Genomic DNA, 21,246 nt, shown 5'->3' on the forward strand with positions numbered 1-21,246 from the left:
GGGCCCAGCATGGAGGAATCCTTGCTGAATGTCCAAGAAGTTTGTTATCGTCCTCGCCATTGTGATCGACGACACAGCACTGGGCCCGATCTGCGCAGGTCAGCGCCGTGTGCACCATCTGAGGAGGCGGAGCTGAACGCACAAGCGACAGCCGGACCCGAGCATTTCGCCCGCACCCGGCCGGACGCCGTCGCCCTCGTCGAGGGCGCGCGGAGCCTGACGTGGTCGGCCTGGAACGAGCGCGCCGACCGGCTCGCGGCGGCGCTCGCCGCCCGCGGCTTCGGCGCCGGCTCCCGGATCGGCGTGGCCGTCCGGCCGCGGATCGAGTGGTTCGTCGTCAACGCGGCGCTCGCCAAGCTCGGCGCGATCCAGGTGGCGATGAACCTGCGCCTCACTCCGGCGGAGCTGGCCTACATCGCCGGGGACAGCCGCACCGAAGCGGCCTTCCTGGACGTCCGCGAACCGGGCCCGGTGGAGGACGCGCTGCGAGCCGCGGGCGCCGGGCTCGTCGCGCACGTCGACCCGTCCGACGGCCGCCTCGGCCTCGACGACCTGATCGGCGAGCACGCCGCCGCGGAGCCGCGCGTCGCGCGGAACCAGGCGCAGCTGATCGTCTACACGTCCGGCACGACGGGCCGCCCGAAGGGCGCGTTCCGCCAGACCCCGACGGCCGACCCCGACATCCTCAGCTGCTACATCGACTCCACCCGGTTCGACGACTTCTCCTCCGGCGACGACCGCCGTGCGCTGCTGAACATGCCGATGCACCACGCGGCCGGACCGAACCACGCCAACGCGTGCCTGAGCAACGGCGGTGTCGCCGTCCTGCAGCGCCGCTTCGACGCCGAGGAGACGCTGCGGCTGATCGAGGAGCACCGGGTCACGCACTGGCACGCCGTCCCGACCATGCTGCAGCGCATCTTCGCGCTGCCGGCCGAGGTCCGCGCGAAGTACGACGTGTCGAGCCTGCGCAAGGTCAGCGTCGGCGCCGCGCCCGTCCCGTACGTGCTGAAGGAGCGGGTCTTCGAGTACTTCGGCGAGGGCCTGCTCTACGAGGGCTACGGCTGCACCGAGGCCAGCATGATCGCCGGGATGCGGCCGGAGGAGCACCGCCGCAAGCCGGGCGCGGCGGGCCGCCCGTTCCGGCACGTCAAGGTGAAGATCGTCGGCGACGGCGGCGCGCCGCTGCCGGAGGGGGAGACCGGCGAGATCCTCGTCCGGACCCCGCGGATGATCCCCGAGTACCTGGGCCGGGGGCCGCTCGGCCCCGACGTCCTGGACGCCGACGGCTTCTTCCGCACCGGCGACCTCGGCCACCTCGACGCCGACGGATACCTGTACGTCACCGGCCGCCGCACCGACATGATCATCGCGGGCGGGGTGAACATCTACCCCGCCGAGATCGAGGAGGCCCTGCGCGCCCACCCGGCCGTCGCCGACGTCGCGGTGATCGGGGTCCCGGACGCCGACCTGGGCGAACGCGTCCACGCGGTGGTGGAGCGCGTCGCGGGCGCCGACGTCACCGAGGACGGCCTCGTCGCGTTCACCGAGGGCAGGGTCGCCGGCTACAAGCGGCCCCGCTCCGTCGAGTTCGTCGACGACCTGCCCCGCAACGCGATGGGCAAGATCCTCAAGAAGCGGCTGCGCGAGGAGCGGGCCTCATGACCGGCGGGCCCGCCCTCGTCGTCGAGGACCTGCACGTCGAGTACGGCGGCGCCGGACGCGTGCTGAAGGGCGTGTCGCTGCGGGTGCCCGCCGGATCCGTCGTCGCGCTGCTCGGCAACAACGGCGCCGGCAAGAGCACCGTCCTGCGCGCGATCTCGGCCACGCTGCGGCTGCACCGCGGCGCTGTCCGGCAGGGATCGATCAGCTGGGACGGCAAGCCCGTGACCGGCCGCGACGCGGCCGACATCGTCCGCCGCGGGGTCGTGCAGGTGCCCGAGGGGCGGCACGTGTTCGGCCGCCTGACCGTCGAGGAGAACCTGCGGGTCGGCGGCAGCGCGCTGAAGAACCGCGGCGAGCGCGCGCGGGAGCGGGAGCGGGTGCTCGCCCTCTTCCCCGCGCTCACCAGGAAGCTCGGCACGCGCGCCGGGATGCTCTCGGGCGGCGAGCAGCAGATGCTCGCGATCGGCCGCGCGCTCATGGCGCGGCCGCGGCTGCTCCTGCTGGACGAGCCGTCCCTCGGCCTCGCACCGAAGATCATCGCCGGGATCGCCGAGGCCGTGCACGAGATCAACCGGCAGGGCACCGGGGTGCTGCTGGTCGAGCAGAACTCGGCGATGGCGCTCAGCCTCGCCGCCACCGCCTACGTCCTGGACGTCGGCCGGGTCTCGCTGTCCGGCCGGGTCGGCGAGGAGATCGACGCGGCCCGCGTCCGCGAGCTCTACATGGGGGTGAAGCCGTGACCGGGGCCCTGGCCGTCGAGGACGTCGCGCTGAGCTTCGCCGGGGTCACCGCCCTGGACGGGGTGTCGTTCCGCGTCGAGCCCAGCACCGTGCACGCCGTCATCGGCCCGAACGGCGCCGGCAAGACCAGCACCTTCAACGTCATCTGCGGCGTCTACACCCCCGACCGCGGCGGCGTGACGCTCGGCGGGAACCGGCTGACCGGCCTCCCGCCGCACCGCATCGCGCGGCTCGGCATCGGCCGCGCGTTCCAGAACATCGCCCTGTCGGGACGGCAGACCGTGCTGGAGAACATCCTGCTCGGCCGGCACGTGCTGACCCGGGCCGGGGTGATCGCGTCCGGGCTGCGGCTGCCGGCCGCCCGCCGCGAGGCCCGCGAGGGGCGCGCGAAGGCCGCCGAGATCGCCGAGCTGGTCGGGATGGCGCCGCTGCTCGACCGCCCCGCCGGGGGACTGTCCTACGGCGACAAGAAACGCCTCGAACTGGCGCGGGCGCTGGCGATGGAGCCGTCGGTGCTGCTGCTGGACGAGCCCGTCGCCGGCATGAACGACGAGGAGACCGCCCGCACCGCCGGGGTCATCCGGGACGTCCGCGACCGCACCGGCGTGTCCGTCCTGCTCATCGAGCACGACATGTCCCTCGTCATGGACGTCTCCGACCGGGTGACCGTCCTCGACTTCGGCCGGCTCGTCGCCGACGGCACCCCCGCCGAGGTGCGCCGCCACCCCGAGGTGCTGCGCGCCTACCTCGGCGGCGCGCTCGGCGACGACCCGGGCGGCGAGCCCGGCGACACGGCCGGCGGCGAGGGCCGCGACCACGACCACCACCAGGAGGACAAGTGACCAAGCTGATCGAGCTGCTGGTCAACGGCGTGTCGCTCGGCATGCTGTACGCGCTGATCTCCGTCGGGTTCGTCGTGGTGTTCCGCAGCACCGACGTGATCAACTTCGCGCAGGGGTCGACGCTGCTCGGCGGCGGCTACGTCATCGCCCGGCTGTCCCCGCACACCGGGTTCTGGCTCGCCGTGCTCGCGGGCGTCGCCGCGACCGCCGCGTTCGCGATGCTCGTCGACCGGCTGCTGATCCGGCCGCTGCGCCAGCGCGGCGCCCGCCACGACGTCGCCGCGATCGTCACCATCGGGCTGGACGTCGTCCTGCTCACCGACCTCACCCGCCGGATCGGCTCCGACATGCTGCACCTCGGCGACCCGTGGGGCAACGCGGTCGTGAACGTCGGGCCGGTCACCATCGCGCAGACCCGCGTCGCCGCGATGCTCACCGCCCTCGTCCTGATCGGCCTGTTCGGGCTCGCGTTCCAGCGGACCGGCTGGGGCGTGGCGATGCGCGCCACCGCCGAGGACACCGAGGCCGCCATGCTGTCCGGCGTCCGGCACAACCGGGTGACGCTCAGCGCGTGGGCGATCGCCGGCGCGCTCGCCGCCGTCGCCAGCGTGTTCCTGACCGCCTCCCCGTCGCCCGGCATGGACGCCGCGACCGGGCAGACCGCGCTCAAGGCGTTCCCCGCCGCGGTCGTCGGCGGGCTCGACTCGATGACCGGCGCGCTGGCCGGCGGCGTGATCATGGGCCTGGCGGAGAGCCTCGCGTCCGGCTACCAGGAGCAGCTCTCCTTCCTCGGGCAGGGCTTCGGCTCCGTCATGCCGTGGGTGGTGATGCTGCTCGTCCTGCTGGTCAAGCCGTCCGGGCTGTTCGGGACGAAGGCGGCCGCCCGTGTCTAGGCGCGTCCTGGCCGCCGCCGCGGCCGTCGTCCTCGCGGTCGTCCCGTTCTACGCCGACACCTCGCTGCTGCAGATGGGGCTGTTCGTCTGCGCCGCCACGATCGGCGCGATCGGCCTGAACCTGCTCAGCGGCGTCGCCGGGCAGCTCTCGCTCGGGCACGCGTTCTTCCTCGCGGTCGGCGCGTACGGGTACGTCGCGCTGGCCGGGACCGACGACCGGGCCGGGCTCGGCCTGCCGACCTGGCTCGCGGCGCTCCTCGCGCCCGCGCTCGCCGGGCTCGCCGGGCTGGCGTTCAGCCCGATCTCGTCGCGGCTGCGGGGCCTGTACCTCGGCGTCGCGACGCTCGCGCTGGTCTACATCGGCCAGCACGTCCTCTACAGCGCGACCGGCCTCACCGGCGGCTACGACGGGCGCCCCACCCCGCCGCTGTCGCTGTTCGGCCTGAAGTTCGGCGACGACTCCGGCATCACGGTGCTCAACGTCCCGCTCGGGCAGTACGAGCTGCTCTGGTACCTCGGCGTCGCGCTCGCCGTGCTCGCCTGGTGGTTCGCCCGCGGCGTCGTCGCCGGACGTCCCGGGCGCGGCCTGCAGGCCGTCCGGGACGGGGAGGTCCCCGCCGCCGCCATGGGCGTCGCGGTGCGGCGCGCCAAGACCTCCGCGTTCGTGCTGTCGTCGGTGTACGCGGGCGTCGCCGGCGTGCTGTACGCGCTGATCGTCGGACGGGTCGTCCCCGACTCGTTCGGCCTCACGATGTCCATCGACTACCTCGCGATGGTGGTCCTCGGCGGGATGGGCGTGGTCGGCGGCTCGGCCGTCGGCGCCGCGATCGTCACCGGGCTGCCGCTGCTGCTCGGCCGCTACGTGGACGCGCTGCCGCTGCTGGCCGAGCCGGGATCGGGCGGCGTCGACCCGTCCTCGTTCGCCCGCTACCTCTACGGCGCCCTGGTCATCGTGCTGATGATCTTCGAGCCGGACGGGCTGGCCGCCGTGGCCCGCCGCGTCCGCGCCCTGCTCCCCGCGCCCCCCGCCGTCCGGACGAGCCCATCCACCTCACCCCACCCCCGCGGAGGACGACCATGAACCGCACGCGCACCCTCGCCGGCCTGGCCGCGCTGGCCCTGCTCGCCGCCGGCTGCAGCTCCAAGGCCGTCAAGGAGGACTCCGTCGGCTCCGACGGCGTCAGGACCGGCCCCGGCGTCACGGCCGGCACCATCACGCTCGGCGAGATGGCCGACCTGACCGGGCCGTTCGCCGCCAACGACACCAAGATCACCAACGCGCACCAGCTGTACTTCTCCCAGCTGAACGAGAAGGGCGGCGTGTGCGGCCGCAAGGTGCGGCTGGACGTCGTCGACCACGGCTACGACGTGCAGAAGGCCACGACCCTGTACTCCGACCTCGCCCGCAAGGTCCTCGGCTTCAGCCAGGTCTTCGGCTCCGGCGTCAACGCCGCGCTCATCGACAAGTACGCCGGCGACAAGGTCCTCGTCTACCCGGCGAGCGGCGCCGGGCCGCTGCTGAAGAGCGAGAACATCCTCGGCGCCGGCTCCACCTACGATTACGAGATCATCAACGCGCTGGACGCGTGGCTGCAGGAGGGGACGGTCAAGCAGGGCGACACCATCGCGCACGTCTACCTGGAGGGCGACTACGGCGGGACGGCCATCAGCGGCAGCCGCTACATGGCGCGCAAGCACGGGCTGAAGCTGACGGAGGTCAAGATCAAGCCGACCGACACCGACCTGACCTCGCAGATCGCCGGGATCAAGAACGCCGGCGCGAAGGCGATCCTGGTCAGCGCGTCGCCGAAGCAGCTCGGCTCCGTCGCGGTCGCGAGCGAGTCCGCCGGGCTGCGCGTCCCGATCGTCGTCAACGGCGCGGGATGGAGCGGCGACCTGCTGGAGGGCGCGTCCCGCAAGCCCGTCCTCGACCGGGTCACCGTCGCGCAGTCGTGGGCCGTCCCGTCGATGAAGCTGCCGGTCGTCGAGAACTTCGTCGCCGCCTACCAGAAGAAGTACCCGAACACGAAGCTCGACGGGAACGTCACGCTCGGGCAGTCGTCCGCGGTCGTGTACGCCAAGGTGCTCCAGCAGGCCTGCGCCGACAAGGACCTGACGCGCGAAGGGGTGCTGAAGGCGGTCGGCCAGTTGAAGAACGTCGACACCGAGGGCCTGCTCCCGCCGCTCGACTACTCCGTCAAGGGCCACGCGCCCGCGACCGAGTCGCTGCTGCTGCGCCCGGACGCGAGCGTCCCCGGCGGCGTGAAGGCCATCAGCGAGACCCGCCACGAGAGCAAGGACATCGCCGGCTACACCCCGGACTACGCCAAGTGACGCGGGGCATCGCGGCGCGCCGGGCGCCTCGCAGAAGATCGAAGGGGGACGCATGCGCCTGACCGGCAAGGTGGCGCTCATCAGCGGCGGAGCGCGCGGGCAGGGCGCCGCGCACGCCGAGATGCTGGCCCGCGAGGGGGCGAGCGTCGTCATCGGCGACATCCTCGACGACGCGGGCGAGGCGACCGCGGAGCGGCTGCGCGGCGAGGGCCTGCCAGTGCACTACGCGCACCTCGACGTCCGGCTCGCCGCCGACTGGGACGCCGCCGTCCGGCTCACCGAGGAGCGCCACGGGCGGCTCGACGTCCTGGTCAACAACGCCGGGATGATGACGCCCGGCGACGTGGCCGAGGAGACCGAGGACAACTGGGACCACGTCGTCGCCGTCAACCAGAAGGGCCAGTGGCTCGGGATGCGCGCGGCGATCCCCGCGATGCGCCGCTCCGGCGGCGGCTCGATCATCAACGTCGCGTCGACGTTCGGCGTCCGGCCGCCCGCGCACGGCGTCGCGTACGCGGCGGCGAAGGGCGCCGTGCGCGCGCTGACCCGCAACGCGGCGATGGCGCTGGTCAAGGACGGCATCCGGGTCAACTGCCTGATCCTGCCGATGGTCGACACCGACTTCCTCGCGCGCGCCCGTGCCACCGGCGGGCTCGCCAAGCGCGTCCGGGACTACCCGATGGGCCGGATCGCCACGCCCGCCGACATCTCGCCCGGCGTCGTCTACCTCGCCTCCGACGAGTCGTCGTACATGACCGGCAGCGAGCTGGTCATCGACGGCGGCCTCCTCGCCGGCACCGCGACCCGGCTCGACGAGGGGGACTGACGATGCTCACCGTCCACTCGCCCATCACCGGAGACCCCCTCGCCGAGCTGCCGGAGACCCTGCCGGACGACCTCGACGCGATGTTCGCGACGGCCCGCGCCGCGCAGCGGGAATGGGCGCGCACCCCGGCGCCCGAGCGCGGCCGGGTCCTCGCCGAGGCGGGCCGCCTGTTCGCCGCCGACGCCGACGCGCTCACCGAGCTGGAGACCGACAACACCGGCAAGCTGCCGTCGATCACGCGCAACGAGGTGCGGCGCAGCGCGTCCGCCCTCGCGTACTACGGCGGCTGGGCCGACAAGGCCACCGGCACGACCGTCCCCGTCTCCGGCGACCTGCTCGCCTACACGGTCCGCGAACCGCACGGCGTCGTCCTCGGCATCACGCCGTGGAACGTCGGGCTGCGGATGGCGGCGAAGAAGGCCGCGCAGGCCATCGCCTTCGGCAACGCCTGCATCCTCAAACCGGCCCCCGAGACGCCCCTCACCACCCTCCGGCTCCTGGACGCGCTGCACGCCGCGGGCGTCCCCGAGGGCGTCGTGCAGGTCGCGCTCGGCGGCGCCGACCTGGGGAAGGCGCTGGTCGCGCATCCGGGCACCGATCTGATCAGCTTCACCGGCAGCACCCTGAACGGCCGCAGGATCGCGGCCGCCGCCGGCGAACGGCTGACCCCGGTCGTCCTGGAGCTGGGCGGCAAGTCGCCCCAGCTCGTCTTCGCGGACGCCGACCTGGACCAGGCCGTCGAGGGCGTCCTCGCGGGCCTCTACACCACCACCGGGCAGATGTGCGTCGCCGGGTCGCGCCTCTACGTCCAGCGGGACGTCTACGGTGCCTTCGTGGAACGGCTGGCGGAGCGCGTCGCGGCCATCAAGGTCGGCGACCCGCGCGAGCCGGGCGTCGACCTCGGCCCGCAGATCACCGCGGTCCAGCGGGACAAGACCCTCGCCGCGATCGACCGGGCCCGCGCCGACGGCGCCCGCCTGCTGGCCGAGGCGCCCGTCCCGGACGATCCGCGCCTCGCGGGCGGCTACTACACCCCGCCCACCCTGTTCGGCGGCGCCGGCGCGGACTCGGACCTCATGCGCGAGGAGGTGTTCGGGCCCGTGCTGGCCGCGGCGCCGTTCACCGACGAGGCCGACGCGCTCGCCAAGGCGCACGACACCCGCTACGGCCTCGCCGCCGGCGTGTGGACGCGGGACGGCGCCCGCGCCCACCGGCTCGCCCGCGACCTGCGGGCGGGCGTCGTCTGGCTGAACACCTACCGCGTCCTCAGCGACCAGGTCCCGTTCGGCGGGAACGGCGACTCCGGATTCGGCCGCGAGAACGGCGACGAGGCGCACCGCACGTACACGCGCGTGAAGTCGGTGGTGGCGGCCCTGGCGCCGCCCTTCTGAGGTCCCTACGGCGGACGAGAGTGTCCGGTGCCGGCCGGTGCCGGGCGTGCTCGTCCGCCGGTGGGGTCAGGTCGGGCGGGGGGTCTGGCAGTGCTGGCCTGTCCGCAGGTTCGCGGTGGCGGCGGAGATGACGGTGTCGAGCCGGTCCCGGGTGCCGGACAGGTCGCTGATCCGCCGGTCGATGCGGTCGCGCTCCGCGGCGAGCCGGTCGAGGAGTTCCGGCGTGGCCTCGCCGTCCACCACGCAGGGCAGCAGTTCCAGGATCGACCGGCTCGACAGGCCCGCGGCGTACAGCCGCTGGATCAGCCCGACGCGGTCGACCGCGGCGTCCGCGTAGTGCCGCTGCCCGCTCGGGCTGCGCTCCGCGGCGAGCAGGTCCTGCTCCTCGTAGTACCGCAGGGCGCGGACGCTCACGCCCGTCCTGGCGGCGAGCTCGCCGATGCGCATCATGCCTCCCGGTGTGACTCCGGCCACGCTACTTGCCTCTGACGTCAGCGTCAGCTTTTAGCGTAGCCGCGAACTCGCACCCCTCCGCTGAAGCGGTTGACGAAGGAAGAGCCATGACTGCAACGGAAACGCCGGCCCCCGGCACCGCGGCGCCCGCCCCCGTCGTCTCGGTGAAGCCGGTGGTGCTCCCCGCGCCGGGCCGCGGCGAGGACCTGCGCGTGCGCGTCTCCGCGCCGGCGACCGGGACCGGACTGCCGATCATCGTGTTCTCGCACGGCTTCGGCTCGTCGCTGGACGGCTACGGCCCCCTCGCCGACTACTGGGCCGCCCGCGGTTTCGCGGTGATCCAGCCCACCCACCTCGACTCGCGGACGGTCGGCCTTCCCGAGGACGACCCGCGGGCGCCTCGGATCTGGCGCTTCCGCGTCGAGGACCTGAAGCGCGTCCTCGACCACCTCGACCTCCTGGAGGCCGCCCTTCCCGGCCTCGGCGGGCGCCTCGACCGCGGCCGCATCGCCGCGGCCGGGCACTCGTTCGGCGGCCAGACGGCGGGCAACCTGCTGGGCCTGCGCGTCATCGACCCCGTGACCGGCGAGGAGGAGGACCTCTCCGACTCCCGGGTCAAGGCGGGCGTCCTGCTCGCCACGGCCGGGCGCGGCGGAGCCGACCTCACCCCGTTCGCCGCCGAGCACTATCCGTTCATGAACCCGAGCTTCGCGTACATGACCACGCCCGCCCTCGTGGTCATGGGGGACCGGGACGACCTCCCGCTGACCGTCCGCGGGCCGGACTGGACGGCCGACCCCTACCACCTGAGCCCGGGCCCCAAGAGCCTGCTCACCGTGTTCGGGGCGGAGCACTCGCTCGGCGGGATCCCCGGCTACGAGGCCAGGGAGACCACGGACGAGAACCCGGAACGGCTCGCCCTCGTCCAGCGGCTCACGCTGGCCTACCTCCGCCACGCGCTCGGCATCGACGGCCCCGGCTGGCGGGCGGCGTGCGAGGCGCTGCTGGAGAGCGACGATCCGCTGGGACGGGTCGAGTCCAAGTGAGGAGCCGCGCCCGCGTCGCTCAGGCCGTGCCTCAGGCCATCGCTCAGGCCGTGCCTCAGGCCATCGCTCAGGCCGTCGCGAGCCATTCGTCGAACGTGGTCGGCGCGATGCGGGCGCCCTCGCCGGGCAGGAGCGCGTTCCCCGCCATTTCGGGGCCGAACAGCCCCGCCCAGGTCGGCACGAGCTTCACCGTGCGGCCGCGTGCCTGGTAGGTGCGGCGGGCCATGTCGACCAGGTCCTGCGGCTCCGGCCCGGCGAGGTCGGGGCAGCGGCCCTGCGGCGTGCCCGCGGCGACCTCGGCGAGGACGCCGGCGACGTCCGCGGGCGCGACCGGCTGGACGAGCAGCGGCGGGATCGTGGCCACGCCGTCCTGCTCCGTCCAGCCGGCGAGCATCGCGGCGAAGTCGTGGAACTGGGTGGCCGGGACGATCGACCACGGCACCGTCCCGGCGGTGACCAGCCGCTCCTGCTCCCGCTTGCCGGCGTAGTGCGCGTTGCCCTCGACGCGGTCGACCCCGGCGATCGACAGCAGAACGTGGTGGCGGACCCCGGCGCGCTCCTCGGCCGCGAGCAGGTTCCGGGTGACGGCGCCGAAGAAGGCCACCGTCTCCGCCGGGTCGGCGGCCGTCGCGTTCGTGGCGTCGACGACGGCGTCGACGCCGGTCAGGGCCGCGTCGAGCCCCTCGCCGGTGACGAGGTCGACGCCGAGCGAGCGGCTGATGCGCACGACGTCGTGCCCGGCCTTCTGGAGGGCGGTGACGGTCAGCGCGCCGATGTTCCCTGTCGCACCCGCAACGGCGATCCGCATGATGATCTCTCCTCGTCTCTGGACCGGTCACGACCCTATCTCGGACTAAATGGATCCGCAATATCTCCGATAGGATCGGGGCCATGAAGCTGCCCGTGAGCACCGAATGGCTCCTGCACTGCGCCACGACGCTGGCCCAGCTCGACCCGGGCGCCACCGCGTCGGCGGCCCAGCTCGCGCAGTACTACGACCTGCCGGCGCCCTACCTCGCCAAGCAGCTCCAGGCGCTGGTGCGCAGCGGCGTCCTCGCGGCGACCACGGGCCCCCGGGGCGGGTTCCGGCTCGGCCGTCCCGCCGCCGAGATCACGCTGCTGCAGATCGTCGAGGCGGTCGACGGCGGGGCCTCGCCCTACGAGTGCCGCGAGATCCGGCAGCAGGGCCGCGGTGCGCTGCGTCCCGAGGACTGCCGGGAGACCTGCGTCCTCGCCGCGAAGATGGCCGAGGCGCACGAGGCGTGGCGGAGCAGCCTCGCCGCCACCTCGCTCGCCGACGTCCTCGCCACCCTGCCGGCGACCGCTCCCGAACGGACCCGCCGGCGCATGGCCGGCACGGCATAGGGCGGCCGCAGCGCGGTGTCAGCCGGGACGGCGGGCGGTGACGATCCAGGCGCGGGAGTCGAACCGGACGCCGTCGCCGGACAGATGGGCGTGGAACGTTTCGCGCAGGCGCTCGACCGCACGCGCCGCGGCGGCGGAGTCCAGCCGCTCCAGTGCCACCCTGGTGGATGTGAAGCCGCGGACCCAGCCGAGGGCGGCGGCGACGCCCGGACCGTAGTAGACCGGCTCCTGCACGTCGGTGAAGGCGATGTCGGCGAACCCCGCGTCGTCCAGGATCCGCGTGACGGCCGGCGGGTCGCCGAGCGAGAACGGATCCGGGCCCTCGGCGGCGGGCGGCGGCGCGTCGGATCCCGCGAGCGCTTCGCGGATGGCGACTTCCCATTCGTTGCGCTCGGCGGACTGCCAGACCATCATCACCAGGCGCCCGTCCGGGCGCAGCGCCCGCCTGACGTTGGCGAAGGCGGCGCCCGGGTCGGCGAAGAACATGGTGCCGAACCGGCTGGTCACCAGATCGAAACGCTCCTCCGGAAAGCGGTGGCGCTGCGCGTCCCCCTGCTCGAAGGCGACGTTCCCGAGCCCGTCCGCCCGGGCCAGTTCGCGGGCGCGCTCGATGGCGGGCGCGGAGACGTCGACCCCGAGCGCGCCGCCCGCGCGGGCCGTGCGCGCGGCGTCCCGGGTCGTCCGCCCGGTGCCGCATCCGATGTCGAGGACGTGGTCGTGAAGCCCGACGCCCCAGGCCCGGCGCAGCACCTCGTGATGCCGCCGCAGTTCGGCGTCGTAGCCGACGGGGTCGAGCGCCTGTTCACCGGAGGAATGTCGCACCACTGCCCCTTGACCGCGGTCGGAGAATCGCCGGAACGCCGCAGGAACCGGCCCTGCGTGCCGTCGGTAGAACCCTTTCAAGTGTGAGCCGAAGCGGCAAGAACGCTCCTCGCGATGGCTGGCCGCGGCCGTTTCCGAACGCGGAGCGCCGGGAGATGGTGGCCGTCGCGGTCAGGGCCGTCAGCGCGCGGGCAGCAGCGGCGAAGGCTTGTGGGCCGCCCAGTCGCGCGGCTGGAGGAACCGCGCCACGTCGCTCTCCGGGCTGCCCGGTTCCGGCGTGATGTCGAAGCCCCAGCGGGCCAGCGGCGGCATCGACATCAGGACGGCCTCGATGTTGGCGTTGGTCTGCAGGCCGAACAGCGTGCCGCGGTCGTAGACGAGGTTGAACTCCGCGTACCGGCCGCGCCGCGCCAGCTGCCAGTCGCGCTCCCGGTCGCCGTACGGCATCGGGGCGCGGCGCGCGACGATCGGCTGGTAGGCGTCGAGGACCGCGCCGAGCCCGTCCTCCACGAACGCGCCGTACGCTGCGGGCGGCCGCGGAGCGTCGGCGGCGATCCGGTCGAAGAAGACCCCGCCTATTCCGCGCATCTCCTTACGGTGCTTGATGTAGAAGTACTCGTCGCACGTCGCCTTCCACTCCTCGTAACACGCGATCTCGTGCCGCCCGCACCACTCCTTGACGGTGCGGTGGAAATGGACGGCGTCCTCGTCGAACCCGTACATCGGGGTGAGGTCCATTCCGCCGCCGAACCACCATTCGCCGCCGTCGATCTCGAAGTAGCGGAAATTGGCGTGGAAGGACGGCGCGTACGGGTTCAGCGGATGCAGCACCATCGAGATGCCGGTCGCGCGGAACCCCCGGTCGGCCAGCTGCGGGCGGGTCCGGCTGACGGCCGAGGGGACCCTGTCGCCCGCGACGAGCGAGACGTTCACGCCGGCCCGCTCGAAGACCCGGCCGCCCTCCAGGATCCGCGCGCGGCCGCCGCCGAGGCCGTCGCGGGTCCACCGCGCCGTCCGGAAGCGGGCCCCGCCGTCCTGGTCCTCGAACGCGGCGACCAGGCGGTCCTGGTGCCGCCGGAGCATCTCGGTGACGGACTCGGCGTGACTCATGCCGCGGCCTCCTCGCGGGGGTCTGGTGAACCAGGTCGACGAGACGGGCCACGTCGTCCGGCGGCGTGCCCTGCAGGACGCCGTGGCCGAGGACGACGACGTGCGCGCCGCCCGCCCCGGCTCTGATCACCTCGCGTGCCGCGGCGAGCATCGTGCCGTCGTCGGCCAGCATGACCGGTCTGGTCCAGATTCCCTTGCAGCGCCTTGTCCGGCAAGACCGCGCGGGCGGCGTCCAGCGGCTGCCGCCGGTCGACGCTGATGACCTCGGCGGGGAGCCGGGCGATCTGCGAGTAGAGGTGCGCGGCGCCGACCGCGAGGCAGATGCGCGCCGCCCGCCGCGCCCTTACTGGCCGTGCCGCCCGCCGCGCCACGCGCTGCCCGCGAGCAGCCGGAGCCCGTTGAGCCCGACGATGACGGTGGAGCCCTCGTGGCCCGCGACGCCGAGGGGCAGTGGCAGGGTGCCGGCGAGGTCCCAGATCACCAGGCCGGTGATGAACGCCGCGGCGATGGCCAGGTTCTGCACCACCAGCCGCCGGGCCCGCCGCGACAGATCGATGACGGCGGGGACGGCGGCCAGCTCGTCGCGGACGACGACGGCGTCGGCGGTCTCCAGGGCCAGGTCGGAACCGGCGCGTCCCATAGCGATGCCGGTGTGCGCGGCGGCCAGCGCGGGCGCGTCGTTGACCCCGTCGCCGACGACCAGTACGCGTCCGTCCATCGCCCGGACGGCGGCGACCTTGTCCTGGGGGAGCAGGCCGGCGCGGACGTCGCCGATGCCGACCTCTCCGGCCAGCCGCCCGGCGGCGCGCGGATTGTCGCCGGTCAGCAGGACCGGGGCGGTGCCCGTGAGGGCGGTCAGGGCGGCGACGGTCGCGGCGGCGCCGGGACGGACCCGGTCGGTGATGCCCAGCACGCCGGCCGGCGCGCCGTCCACCTCGACCAGCACCGCAGTGCGGCCCTGCTCCTCCAACCGCTCGGCCAGGGCGGCACCGCGGTCCCCGGCGAGCCGGGCGGGGGCGCCGACCGCGACGCGGCGCCCGCCGACGGTGGCCGCGACGCCGGTCCCCGGTTCGGACGTGAAGTCGGCCGCCGCCGGGACGGCCAGGCCCCGAGCGCGCGCGGCCCCGACGATGGCGCCGGCGAGGGGATGCTCGCTCGGACGCTCGGCGGCGGCCGCGAGCGCCAGCAGCTCGTCCCCGGTCAGGCTCGAGCCCGCGAGCAGGCGCACCTCGTCCACCTGCGGGACGCCTTCGGTGAGGGTGCCCGTTTTGTCGAAGGCGACCTGGTCGACCTGCCCGAGCCGCTCCATCACCACCGCCGACTTCACTAGCACGCCGTGCCGTCCGGCGTTGGCGATGGCCGACAGCAGCGGAGGCATGGTCGCCAGCACCACCGCGCACGGCGACGCGACGATCATGAAGGTCATCGCGCGCAGCAGCGCCCCGGCCGGCTCGGCGCCGAACGCCAGCGGCACCGCGAACACCGCCAGCGTCGCCGCCACCATCCCCACGCTGTAGCGCTGCTCGACCTTCTCGATGAACAACTGCGTCGGGGCCTTGGTCGCCGAAGCCTCCTCCACCATCGCCACGATCCGCGCGATCACCGAGTCGGACGGCTCGCGCTCGACCTTCACCCGCAGCGCGCCGGTCCCGTTCAGGGTGCCGGCGAACACCTCGTCCCCGGCCCGCTTGGCCACCGGCAGCGGCTCGCCGGTGATGGTGGCCTGGTCGACCTCGCTCGCCCCGTCCAGGACGCGCCCGTCGGCGCCGACCCGCTCGCCCGGCCGCACGAGGACGACCTCGCCCGGACTGAACCGGTCGGTCGGGACGAGCTCCTCGGTGCCGTCGTCGGCGAGCCGGGTGGCCGTCGCGGGGGCCAGGTCGAGCAGTCCGCGGACCGAGTCGGCGGTGCGGGCGGTGGCGACCGCCTCCAGCGCGCCGGACGTGGCGAAGATGACGATCAGCAGCGCCCCGTCCAGCACCTGCCCGATCGCCGCCGCGCCCAGCGCCGCCACCACCATCAGCAGATCCACGTCCAGCGTCCCGCCGCGCAGCGCCCGCAGACCCACCCAGCCCGGCTCCCACCCGCCGCTGACGTAGGCCGCCGCGAACAGCGCACCCCACGCCCAGGCCGGACCGTCCAGCAGATAAACGGGCAACCCGGCCAGGAAGAGCCCGAGCGCTGCCGCCGCCCACCGTGCCTCGGGCAACGCCGTGACCCTGGTGCGGCTCCGTCCGGTGACCAGCGTGGAAGACAAGGAAGAGACCCTTCATGTGCGGCTCCGACGACGACCACCGTAGCAGGAACATATGAACAACAATTCATTCCTTCATGGTCGGCGTAGCATGGCGCCATGGGTCATGGAGCGCCGAAGCCGTCCGTGGACGCCGCCCCCCGCGCGCGGCTGGACCCCGCCTCCGCGGCCCGGGTCGCCACCACCCTGCAGGCGCTGGCCACCCCCTCGCGGCTGCTGATCCTGGCGCGCCTGCGCGAAGGCCCCCTGCCGGCCACCGAACTGGCCGCCGAGGTCGGCATGGAGCAGTCGGCCTGCTCCCACCAGCTCCGCCTACTGCGCAACCTCGGCCTGGTCGTCGGCACCCGCCAGGGCCGTTCGGTCGTGTACGCCCTGTACGACGACCACGTCGCCGAACTCCTCGACCAGGCCCTCTACCACGTCGAGCACCTCAACCTGGGGCTCAGCGACTCGCAGTGAGACCGTTCAGGTGAGCCGCTCCCGACGCGCGTTGGCCTCCGCACGCACCTCCTCGGCGAAGTCGCCGTCGTCCTCCGAGGCGTCCTCCTGATAAATGAGCCAGCACCCGCGGATGCCGCCGAGAAGGTCCTCCAGAAGGTCGTGCGCAGGCCGCTCGGGGTCCAGGGGAGTGGTGCGCAGCTCCTTGAGCAGCGCGCTCCGGAACCCCGGATCATCATGGAAACGCGCGAGCGTCTCGGCCTGGGACACATGCTCGAGCAGCTCGTCGAGATCGGGGATCCGCCCCTCCGCCACGACCATCGCCCCCCGGATCAAACCAGTGACCGTCTCGTACGGGCTGAGGCCCAGTTCGAGCCGCTCCAGCACGAGGGTCGGAGTCTCGTGGGCGAGGGCCTCGATGCCGTCCGCCTCCTGGAGGATCTGGGTGGTCTCATAGCCGGTCGTCTCGGACGTCACGTCGGCGGCGGCCTGGAGCCAGTGCGCCGCCGCGATCGCGGCCGCCGCGGGCTCGACCTCGGTGAACAGGCTCGCGCCGCCGAGCGGGTCCCGGTTCAAGATCCTGTCCGCGGCCTGCACCTGGACGGGCGACGCGTCGGCGCGGGTGAGCGCCAGGGCCTGCCGGGCACGCCCCGTCAGATCGCCGAGCCCCGCCTGCTCGATCGCGTCCAGCTCGGCCCGCACCTCGACCTCGACGCGCCTGCTCAGCTCCGCGTCCCCGACCTCGTACAAGACGCGGCCGACCCGATGCGCGCACTCCTCAAGGGGGTCGTACGACACATCGAGCATGCCGTCAGAAGGCAGGTTCGGCTCGCTCAAAGCCCGCACCACGTTCGCGAAGGAGTGTTCCGCAGGCCGCGTATACGCACGCCAAGCCTGAGCGGACAACCGGGTCATGGCCTGAGCCAGATGCTGAGCCGCACCCCCGGAAACCTCCCCCGCAAGCTCAGCGAAACCAGAGGCAACGCAGCCCGACCCGGTCTCCCAAACCGCAACGATCGCATGCCGACCCTCATCGAACGCATAAGTGGTCACGCCCCCACGGTGCCACCCCCCACCCCAAAACACGCCGCAATCGCCCACCCCACCCACCGCCCCATGCCCAGCCCGCCCCCGACCAGCCGACGAACGTCTCCTTGGACACACCAAACGCCCGCACCCTCGCCTTGGTGTACCCGGCCGCGCCTGGCCAACGGCTGCTACCCCGCCAACCCGATCCGGGAGGAGTGGTCGGCCAACGCGCCGAAGTTCGCTCCCGCATCGGCGAGGTCGCACGCTCACCGCAGCAGCCGTTCCCCCCACACCACGTACCCAGACCGCGACCCACTGGCCGCCATGGACGAAGACCGCCTCACGCTCACCCTGATCGGCTACAGGGGGAGCGAGCGAGAGCCCCAACACCACACCGCTCTCGCCACAAGGGGTGTCCCTACTCGCTGGCAATAAAGGAGGGAATCCGCCTGCCGCCGGGGGATGCGCCAACGTCGCAGGGGCCCGGCACCTGGTCATGCTCGACGGAGCCGCACGGCCCTCGGCCTACCCGTAAAGAGTTCGTGCGGGTAGCCGGCCGTCCGATGAGGTGGCCTGGTGACCAACCACATCGAGGCGGCGACTGTCCGACCGTTGACCCTGGCGTGGGTGGGCCGGCTCCTAGATTGGTCGCGGTTGATCCGACCGCCGCGCATTGCGAATATCCATCGCTTCTCATGACACACCTTCCGGGCCGGACGGTCCTCGACGACGAGGGATTGGGGAGGCGCATCCCTCAACTGGCCCGTCAGCTCGTGGCGATCCACACGTTGCGTATGAGCGGGCCGGCGGGTGCTGGCCGCGGACGCGAGCGAGCGACTGTACTGGCTAATCCGGGACGCGCTGGCATCCTCAGAAGAAATGCAGTTGGTGGCGCAGACCTGGCGTGAGGCCGGGAGGACCGACCTGACGACGCGGGCCGTAGAGCAACGGCTGGATGCCTACGTAACCGCACTGATGGACTGACCCATCGAACCAAGCCGGACTGGGAAACGCAGGCGCCCAGGCGTGGTCGATCCCGAATACCCGTGTTCACGGAACCTCAGGACACCTCGGATCAGCCCCGAGCATGCCTGCTGATCATGCTGAGGTGCATCTGTCCAGGGGAGGGGCGGTTGACATCCCGCAGCGCCTGCGTGGCCACGTCGCTTGAGGTTCCAGCGCCGTGCCGGGGCGGAGAGGGCGTACCTGGCGGCGCCGGAACGCTCGTGCTCGCGAGTTTCGTCGTCGTGTTCGAAAGCACTCGTGTTCCTATCAGCTGCGGATAGCCGCTCCGAGTATGTGACCGGAGTTCCGGCGCGCGTCGTGTTGATGCATTGAGCGGCTTGATGCATTGAGCGGCGAAGACAGCGCTGAGGGGACCGGACGGAGCCACCGTTCTTTCTGCTCGGCGTCCTGGCGCTGCCCCTGGCGCGCGTATTGCGGCCGGCCCCGTGTGAGACTTTGCTGTCCGCAGCCGTGGGGCACCTGACCCCCAGGTCAAGATCAGGCACCGGCGCGCGCCCGGTGCCGGAGTGCCCCACACGGAGCCCACGCCGATCGGCGCGCCGGATCTGGCCGGGGTGCGCCGGCTCGGCGACAACCTCGCCGTTCTGGAGACGGTGGAAGGCGAGACGGTCGTGTGCGTCCACTGCGGCACGCGGATCGGGCCGCTGTCCGGCGGCGCGTTCTTCGCGGCGCTGGCGCGTCGCGACGCGCGCCCGACCGAAGCGGGTCCGCACATCTGGCACGACCCGTCGGAGTACGTCGACGCGGTGGTCGTCTTCTGGCAGCTCTTCTGCCCCGGCTGCCTGACCGCGGTCCACTCCCGTGTCGTCCCCGTTGACCGTCCGCTCCCGAACGACGACTACCGGAACTGGCTCTGAGCTGGGGCCGCGGCACGCCGGCCTGCGAGTGATCTTCAGAGTACGGAGGTTTCGAAGGACGTCGCAGGCCCTCTGGCCAATGGGATGGTTTCACTTGCCGTGGTTGGCCGCGCCGTAGCGCAACCCGTCGTACAGCAGCGTGACGACCTGTATCGCATCGTCTTTCCAGCCTTTGGCGCGCATCCCGCAAATGCCGCCGAGGGCGCGAAGCACGACGCGTCCCTCGACGTCATCGCGGACGAGCCCGGCCGCAACGCCTGCGGCGAGGAGTTCGTCGAGGGCGCGGGCCATCTCGACGCGTGCGTCGTCGAAGACCGGCGAATCGGTCGCCATGATGCTCTCCAGCGCTTCGCCCATCCCTCTGCCCACTGCCGCATGCTCGACGAGCAACAGCAGGAAGGTGCGCAGTGCTTCGTCCGGGGCGTGCTGGGCGAGCAGCCGGGCGGGGGTCTGGCAGAGTTCGGCGACTTCCTGGCGGTACACCTCCTCGACGAGTGCTTCGCGCGTCTCGAAGTGGCGGTAGAGGGTGCCGACGGCCACGCCGGCCCGGCGGGCGATGTCCTCCACATGGGCGGCGTCACCGGCGAGGAACGCCTCCCGCGCCGCGACCACGAGTGCGTCGCGGTTGCGGCGGGCATCGGCGCGCAGCGGACGTGATGACGGCAACGGTCCTCCATAAGATGAGTCGGGCTCAGGTTGTTGTAGAGTTTCCGGAGCCAGGTTCATGTTACTGAGGGGGCACGCCATGACACAGGAGCACGAAGGGCTCGCTGGCCTGCGAGTGCTGGTGACCGGCGGAAGCCGGGGACTCGGGGCGGCGACGGCCCGCCGTTTCGCCGCAGCCGGCGCCACCGTGCTGACGGCCTCGCGAACCGCTCCTCCGGAAGACCTGCCCGCCACCTTCATTCCCGCCGACCTGGGGACGGAGGAGGGGGTGGCGGAACTCGGCCGCCGGGTGGTGGACGCCGTCGGTGGCGTCGACGTCCTGGTCGACAACGCGGCCGCTCCCGCGACCGGTCCGATGCCGACCCTGGAGCGCTCGGATGCGACCTGGCTCGCCGACCTGGAGATGAATCTGCTCAGCGCGGTCCGCCTGGACCGGGCCCTGGTGCCCGGGATGGTCGAGCGCGGCTCCGGCGTCGTGGTGCACGTCTCCTCCATCTCCAGCCGCCTTCCCCAGCCCGCCGAGGCCTCCTACGACGCCTCGAAGGCGGCGCTCAACGCCTACAGCCGCCAGTTGGCGACGGAGGTGGGACGGCACGGCGTGCGCGTGGTGTGCGTCCTGCCGGGCTTCATCTTCACCGAAGGAGCGGCCGCCCACCTCCAGCACATCGCCGACGGCCAGGGCATAGGCGTCGAGGCCGTCAAGCAGCAGATCGTGGACGAGTTGAAGGTGCCGCTGGGGCGCCCGGGCGAACCCGAGGACGTCGCCGAGATGATCGCGTTCCTTGCCTCCGGCCGTGCCAAGTGGCTCACCGGCGCCCAGTTCCGGGTCGACGGCGGCATCATCCCCGTGGTCTGAGCCGCGCCCCGACACCCGATGCGAGGAGAGACAGCATGACCTTCAGCCTGACATCACTGATCCTGGACGCCGCGGACTTGGAGAGCGAAAGCTCCTTCTGGCACCGGCTGCTCGGCGGCTCGATCACGAGGACGGCGACGCACCACTTCCTGCGGATCGACGGCTTTCCCGTGATCGTGATCCAGCATGCTCCCGGGCACCTGTCGCCGCAGTGGCCCGACGGCGCCGCACAGCAGATGCACTTCGACCTCGCCACGGACGATCCGGTGAGCGCGGACAAACGCGTGCTCGACGCCGGCGGCCGCCGGCTACGACCGTCCGGTGATGTCAACACGTCCCCCCGGCAAGGCTCCCTGGTGTACGCCAGCCCGGCCGGTCACCCCTTCTGTCTCAGGCCGGTCTGACCCCGCCGGCCGCGGCATGTGCCTCCAGCAGGACGTTCCCGTGTCGTCGATCACCCAGATGTCCAGCTCGGTGTGGTCGGCCTGCCAGATCTCGTTAAGGCCTTTGGCTTCCCGGCGGTGCACCAGGTCGTAGGTGTCGCGGTACTTGGTGGGCCGTCGTGGGCGAGGGCGCACAGCGCTGGGTCCACGCCGGTCACGATGCGGTGGACCGTCCAGTAGCAGGGGACCG

Annotated in this window: 22 protein-coding genes and 1 pseudogene; 15 read left to right on the top strand and 8 right to left on the bottom strand. The window is 72.7% G+C overall.

The window, feature by feature from the left end; all coding sequences use genetic code 11:
• Positions 1-21 precede the first annotated feature (21 nt).
• From F9B16_RS13025 to F9B16_RS13060, 8 genes are read left to right on the top strand one after another with little or no spacing between them, the layout of a single operon-like run.
• Positions 22-1,665 (top strand): class I adenylate-forming enzyme family protein, encoded by a 1,644-nt coding sequence (locus tag F9B16_RS13025; RefSeq protein WP_225991592.1) that lies wholly within the window; start codon positions 22-24, stop codon positions 1,663-1,665.
• Positions 1,662-2,405 carry an ABC transporter ATP-binding protein gene (locus tag F9B16_RS13030; protein ID WP_151540297.1) on the top strand — a complete coding sequence of 248 codons (744 nt, stop codon included), beginning with the start codon at positions 1,662-1,664 and terminating at the stop codon, positions 2,403-2,405. The genes F9B16_RS13025 and F9B16_RS13030 overlap by 4 nt, the downstream gene beginning before the upstream one ends.
• The gene (locus F9B16_RS13035) at positions 2,402-3,247 is read left to right on the top strand and encodes an ABC transporter ATP-binding protein (RefSeq protein ID WP_151540298.1); all 846 of its coding nucleotides are present in this window, start codon (positions 2,402-2,404) and stop codon (positions 3,245-3,247) included. Before F9B16_RS13030 ends, F9B16_RS13035 begins: the two co-directional genes overlap by 4 nt.
• Positions 3,244-4,140 carry a branched-chain amino acid ABC transporter permease gene (locus F9B16_RS13040; protein ID WP_151540299.1) on the top strand — a complete coding sequence of 299 codons (897 nt, stop codon included), beginning with the start codon at positions 3,244-3,246 and terminating at the stop codon, positions 4,138-4,140. Before F9B16_RS13035 ends, F9B16_RS13040 begins: the two co-directional genes overlap by 4 nt.
• Positions 4,133-5,221: a branched-chain amino acid ABC transporter permease gene (locus F9B16_RS13045; RefSeq protein WP_225991593.1), complete on the top strand. Its 1,089-nt coding sequence runs from the start codon at positions 4,133-4,135 to the stop codon at positions 5,219-5,221. Before F9B16_RS13040 ends, F9B16_RS13045 begins: the two co-directional genes overlap by 8 nt.
• Positions 5,218-6,474, top strand: coding sequence for an ABC transporter substrate-binding protein (locus F9B16_RS13050; RefSeq protein WP_151540300.1), 1,257 nt, complete (start codon positions 5,218-5,220; stop codon positions 6,472-6,474). The genes F9B16_RS13045 and F9B16_RS13050 overlap by 4 nt, the downstream gene beginning before the upstream one ends.
• A gap of 52 nt (positions 6,475-6,526) precedes the next feature.
• Positions 6,527-7,300, top strand: a complete 774-nt coding sequence (locus tag F9B16_RS13055; RefSeq protein WP_151540301.1) for an SDR family NAD(P)-dependent oxidoreductase — start codon at positions 6,527-6,529, stop codon at positions 7,298-7,300.
• Positions 7,301-7,302: 2 nt separating this feature from the next.
• A complete protein-coding gene (locus F9B16_RS13060) occupies positions 7,303-8,691 on the top strand; it encodes an aldehyde dehydrogenase family protein (protein WP_151540302.1) in 1,389 nt (462 codons plus the stop codon).
• A gap of 66 nt (positions 8,692-8,757) precedes the next feature.
• Here F9B16_RS13060 and F9B16_RS13065 read toward each other — a convergent pair whose 3' ends face one another.
• On the bottom strand, positions 8,758-9,138 hold the full coding sequence (locus F9B16_RS13065) for a MerR family transcriptional regulator (protein ID WP_151540335.1): 381 nt from the start codon (positions 9,136-9,138) through the stop codon (positions 8,758-8,760).
• 113 nt (positions 9,139-9,251) lie between these two features.
• Here F9B16_RS13065 and F9B16_RS13070 point away from each other — a divergent pair, with 113 nt between their 5' ends.
• Positions 9,252-10,190 carry an alpha/beta hydrolase family protein gene (locus tag F9B16_RS13070; protein WP_151540303.1) on the top strand — a complete coding sequence of 313 codons (939 nt, stop codon included), beginning with the start codon at positions 9,252-9,254 and terminating at the stop codon, positions 10,188-10,190.
• A 67-nt stretch (positions 10,191-10,257) separates the two neighbouring features.
• On the opposite strand, the gene F9B16_RS13075 is transcribed toward F9B16_RS13070, so the two are convergent.
• The gene (locus tag F9B16_RS13075; protein ID WP_151540304.1) at positions 10,258-10,998 is read right to left on the bottom strand and encodes an SDR family oxidoreductase; all 741 of its coding nucleotides are present in this window, start codon (positions 10,996-10,998) and stop codon (positions 10,258-10,260) included.
• 83 nt (positions 10,999-11,081) lie between these two features.
• Here F9B16_RS13075 and F9B16_RS13080 point away from each other — a divergent pair, with 83 nt between their 5' ends.
• Positions 11,082-11,555, top strand: a complete 474-nt coding sequence (locus F9B16_RS13080) for an RrF2 family transcriptional regulator (RefSeq protein WP_151540305.1) — start codon at positions 11,082-11,084, stop codon at positions 11,553-11,555.
• Between the two features lie 18 nt (positions 11,556-11,573).
• Here F9B16_RS13080 and F9B16_RS13085 read toward each other — a convergent pair whose 3' ends face one another.
• From F9B16_RS13085 to F9B16_RS13105, 4 genes and pseudogenes are all read right to left on the bottom strand, one after another.
• Entirely contained in the window at positions 11,574-12,377 is an 804-nt protein-coding gene (locus F9B16_RS13085) for a class I SAM-dependent methyltransferase (RefSeq protein ID WP_151540306.1), read from the bottom strand.
• A gap of 180 nt (positions 12,378-12,557) precedes the next feature.
• Complete coding sequence (gene hemF, locus F9B16_RS13090) at positions 12,558-13,487, bottom strand: oxygen-dependent coproporphyrinogen oxidase (protein ID WP_151540307.1); 930 nt, start codon at positions 13,485-13,487, stop codon at positions 12,558-12,560.
• Between the two features lie 34 nt (positions 13,488-13,521).
• Positions 13,522-13,659, bottom strand: a pseudogene (locus F9B16_RS54125) (uroporphyrinogen decarboxylase family protein); the annotation flags it as partial.
• A 171-nt stretch (positions 13,660-13,830) separates the two neighbouring features.
• Positions 13,831-15,696, bottom strand: a complete 1,866-nt coding sequence (locus F9B16_RS13105) for a heavy metal translocating P-type ATPase (protein WP_318839229.1) — start codon at positions 15,694-15,696, stop codon at positions 13,831-13,833.
• Between the two features lie 144 nt (positions 15,697-15,840).
• Between F9B16_RS13105 and F9B16_RS13110 the strand changes: the two genes are divergently transcribed.
• Positions 15,841-16,200, top strand: coding sequence for an ArsR/SmtB family transcription factor (locus F9B16_RS13110; RefSeq protein ID WP_151540309.1), 360 nt, complete (start codon positions 15,841-15,843; stop codon positions 16,198-16,200).
• Positions 16,201-16,206: 6 nt separating this feature from the next.
• Here the strand turns inward: F9B16_RS13110 and F9B16_RS13115 are convergent, their stop codons facing one another.
• The gene (locus tag F9B16_RS13115) at positions 16,207-17,232 is read right to left on the bottom strand and encodes a hypothetical protein (RefSeq protein WP_151540310.1); all 1,026 of its coding nucleotides are present in this window, start codon (positions 17,230-17,232) and stop codon (positions 16,207-16,209) included.
• Between the two features lie 539 nt (positions 17,233-17,771).
• Here F9B16_RS13115 and F9B16_RS54130 point away from each other — a divergent pair.
• Both F9B16_RS54130 and F9B16_RS13125 read left to right on the top strand, forming a co-directional pair.
• Positions 17,772-18,116, top strand: a complete 345-nt coding sequence (locus F9B16_RS54130; RefSeq protein WP_225991594.1) for a phosphotransferase — start codon at positions 17,772-17,774, stop codon at positions 18,114-18,116.
• A gap of 624 nt (positions 18,117-18,740) precedes the next feature.
• Positions 18,741-19,091, top strand: a complete 351-nt coding sequence (locus tag F9B16_RS13125; protein ID WP_151540311.1) for a hypothetical protein — start codon at positions 18,741-18,743, stop codon at positions 19,089-19,091.
• A gap of 90 nt (positions 19,092-19,181) precedes the next feature.
• Here the strand turns inward: F9B16_RS13125 and F9B16_RS13130 are convergent, their stop codons facing one another.
• On the bottom strand, positions 19,182-19,817 hold the full coding sequence (locus F9B16_RS13130) for a TetR/AcrR family transcriptional regulator (RefSeq protein WP_192808763.1): 636 nt from the start codon (positions 19,815-19,817) through the stop codon (positions 19,182-19,184).
• 19 nt (positions 19,818-19,836) lie between these two features.
• On the opposite strand from F9B16_RS13130, the gene F9B16_RS13135 reads away from it, so the two are divergent.
• Positions 19,837-20,613, top strand: coding sequence for an oxidoreductase (locus F9B16_RS13135; protein ID WP_151540312.1), 777 nt, complete (start codon positions 19,837-19,839; stop codon positions 20,611-20,613).
• Between the two features lie 35 nt (positions 20,614-20,648).
• Positions 20,649-21,017 carry a VOC family protein gene (locus tag F9B16_RS13140; protein WP_151540313.1) on the top strand — a complete coding sequence of 123 codons (369 nt, stop codon included), beginning with the start codon at positions 20,649-20,651 and terminating at the stop codon, positions 21,015-21,017.
• Positions 21,018-21,246 lie beyond the last annotated feature (229 nt).

The sequence above is a fragment of the Actinomadura montaniterrae genome (assembly GCF_008923365.1).
GTDB classification, from domain to species: domain Bacteria; phylum Actinomycetota; class Actinomycetes; order Streptosporangiales; family Streptosporangiaceae; genus Spirillospora; species Spirillospora montaniterrae.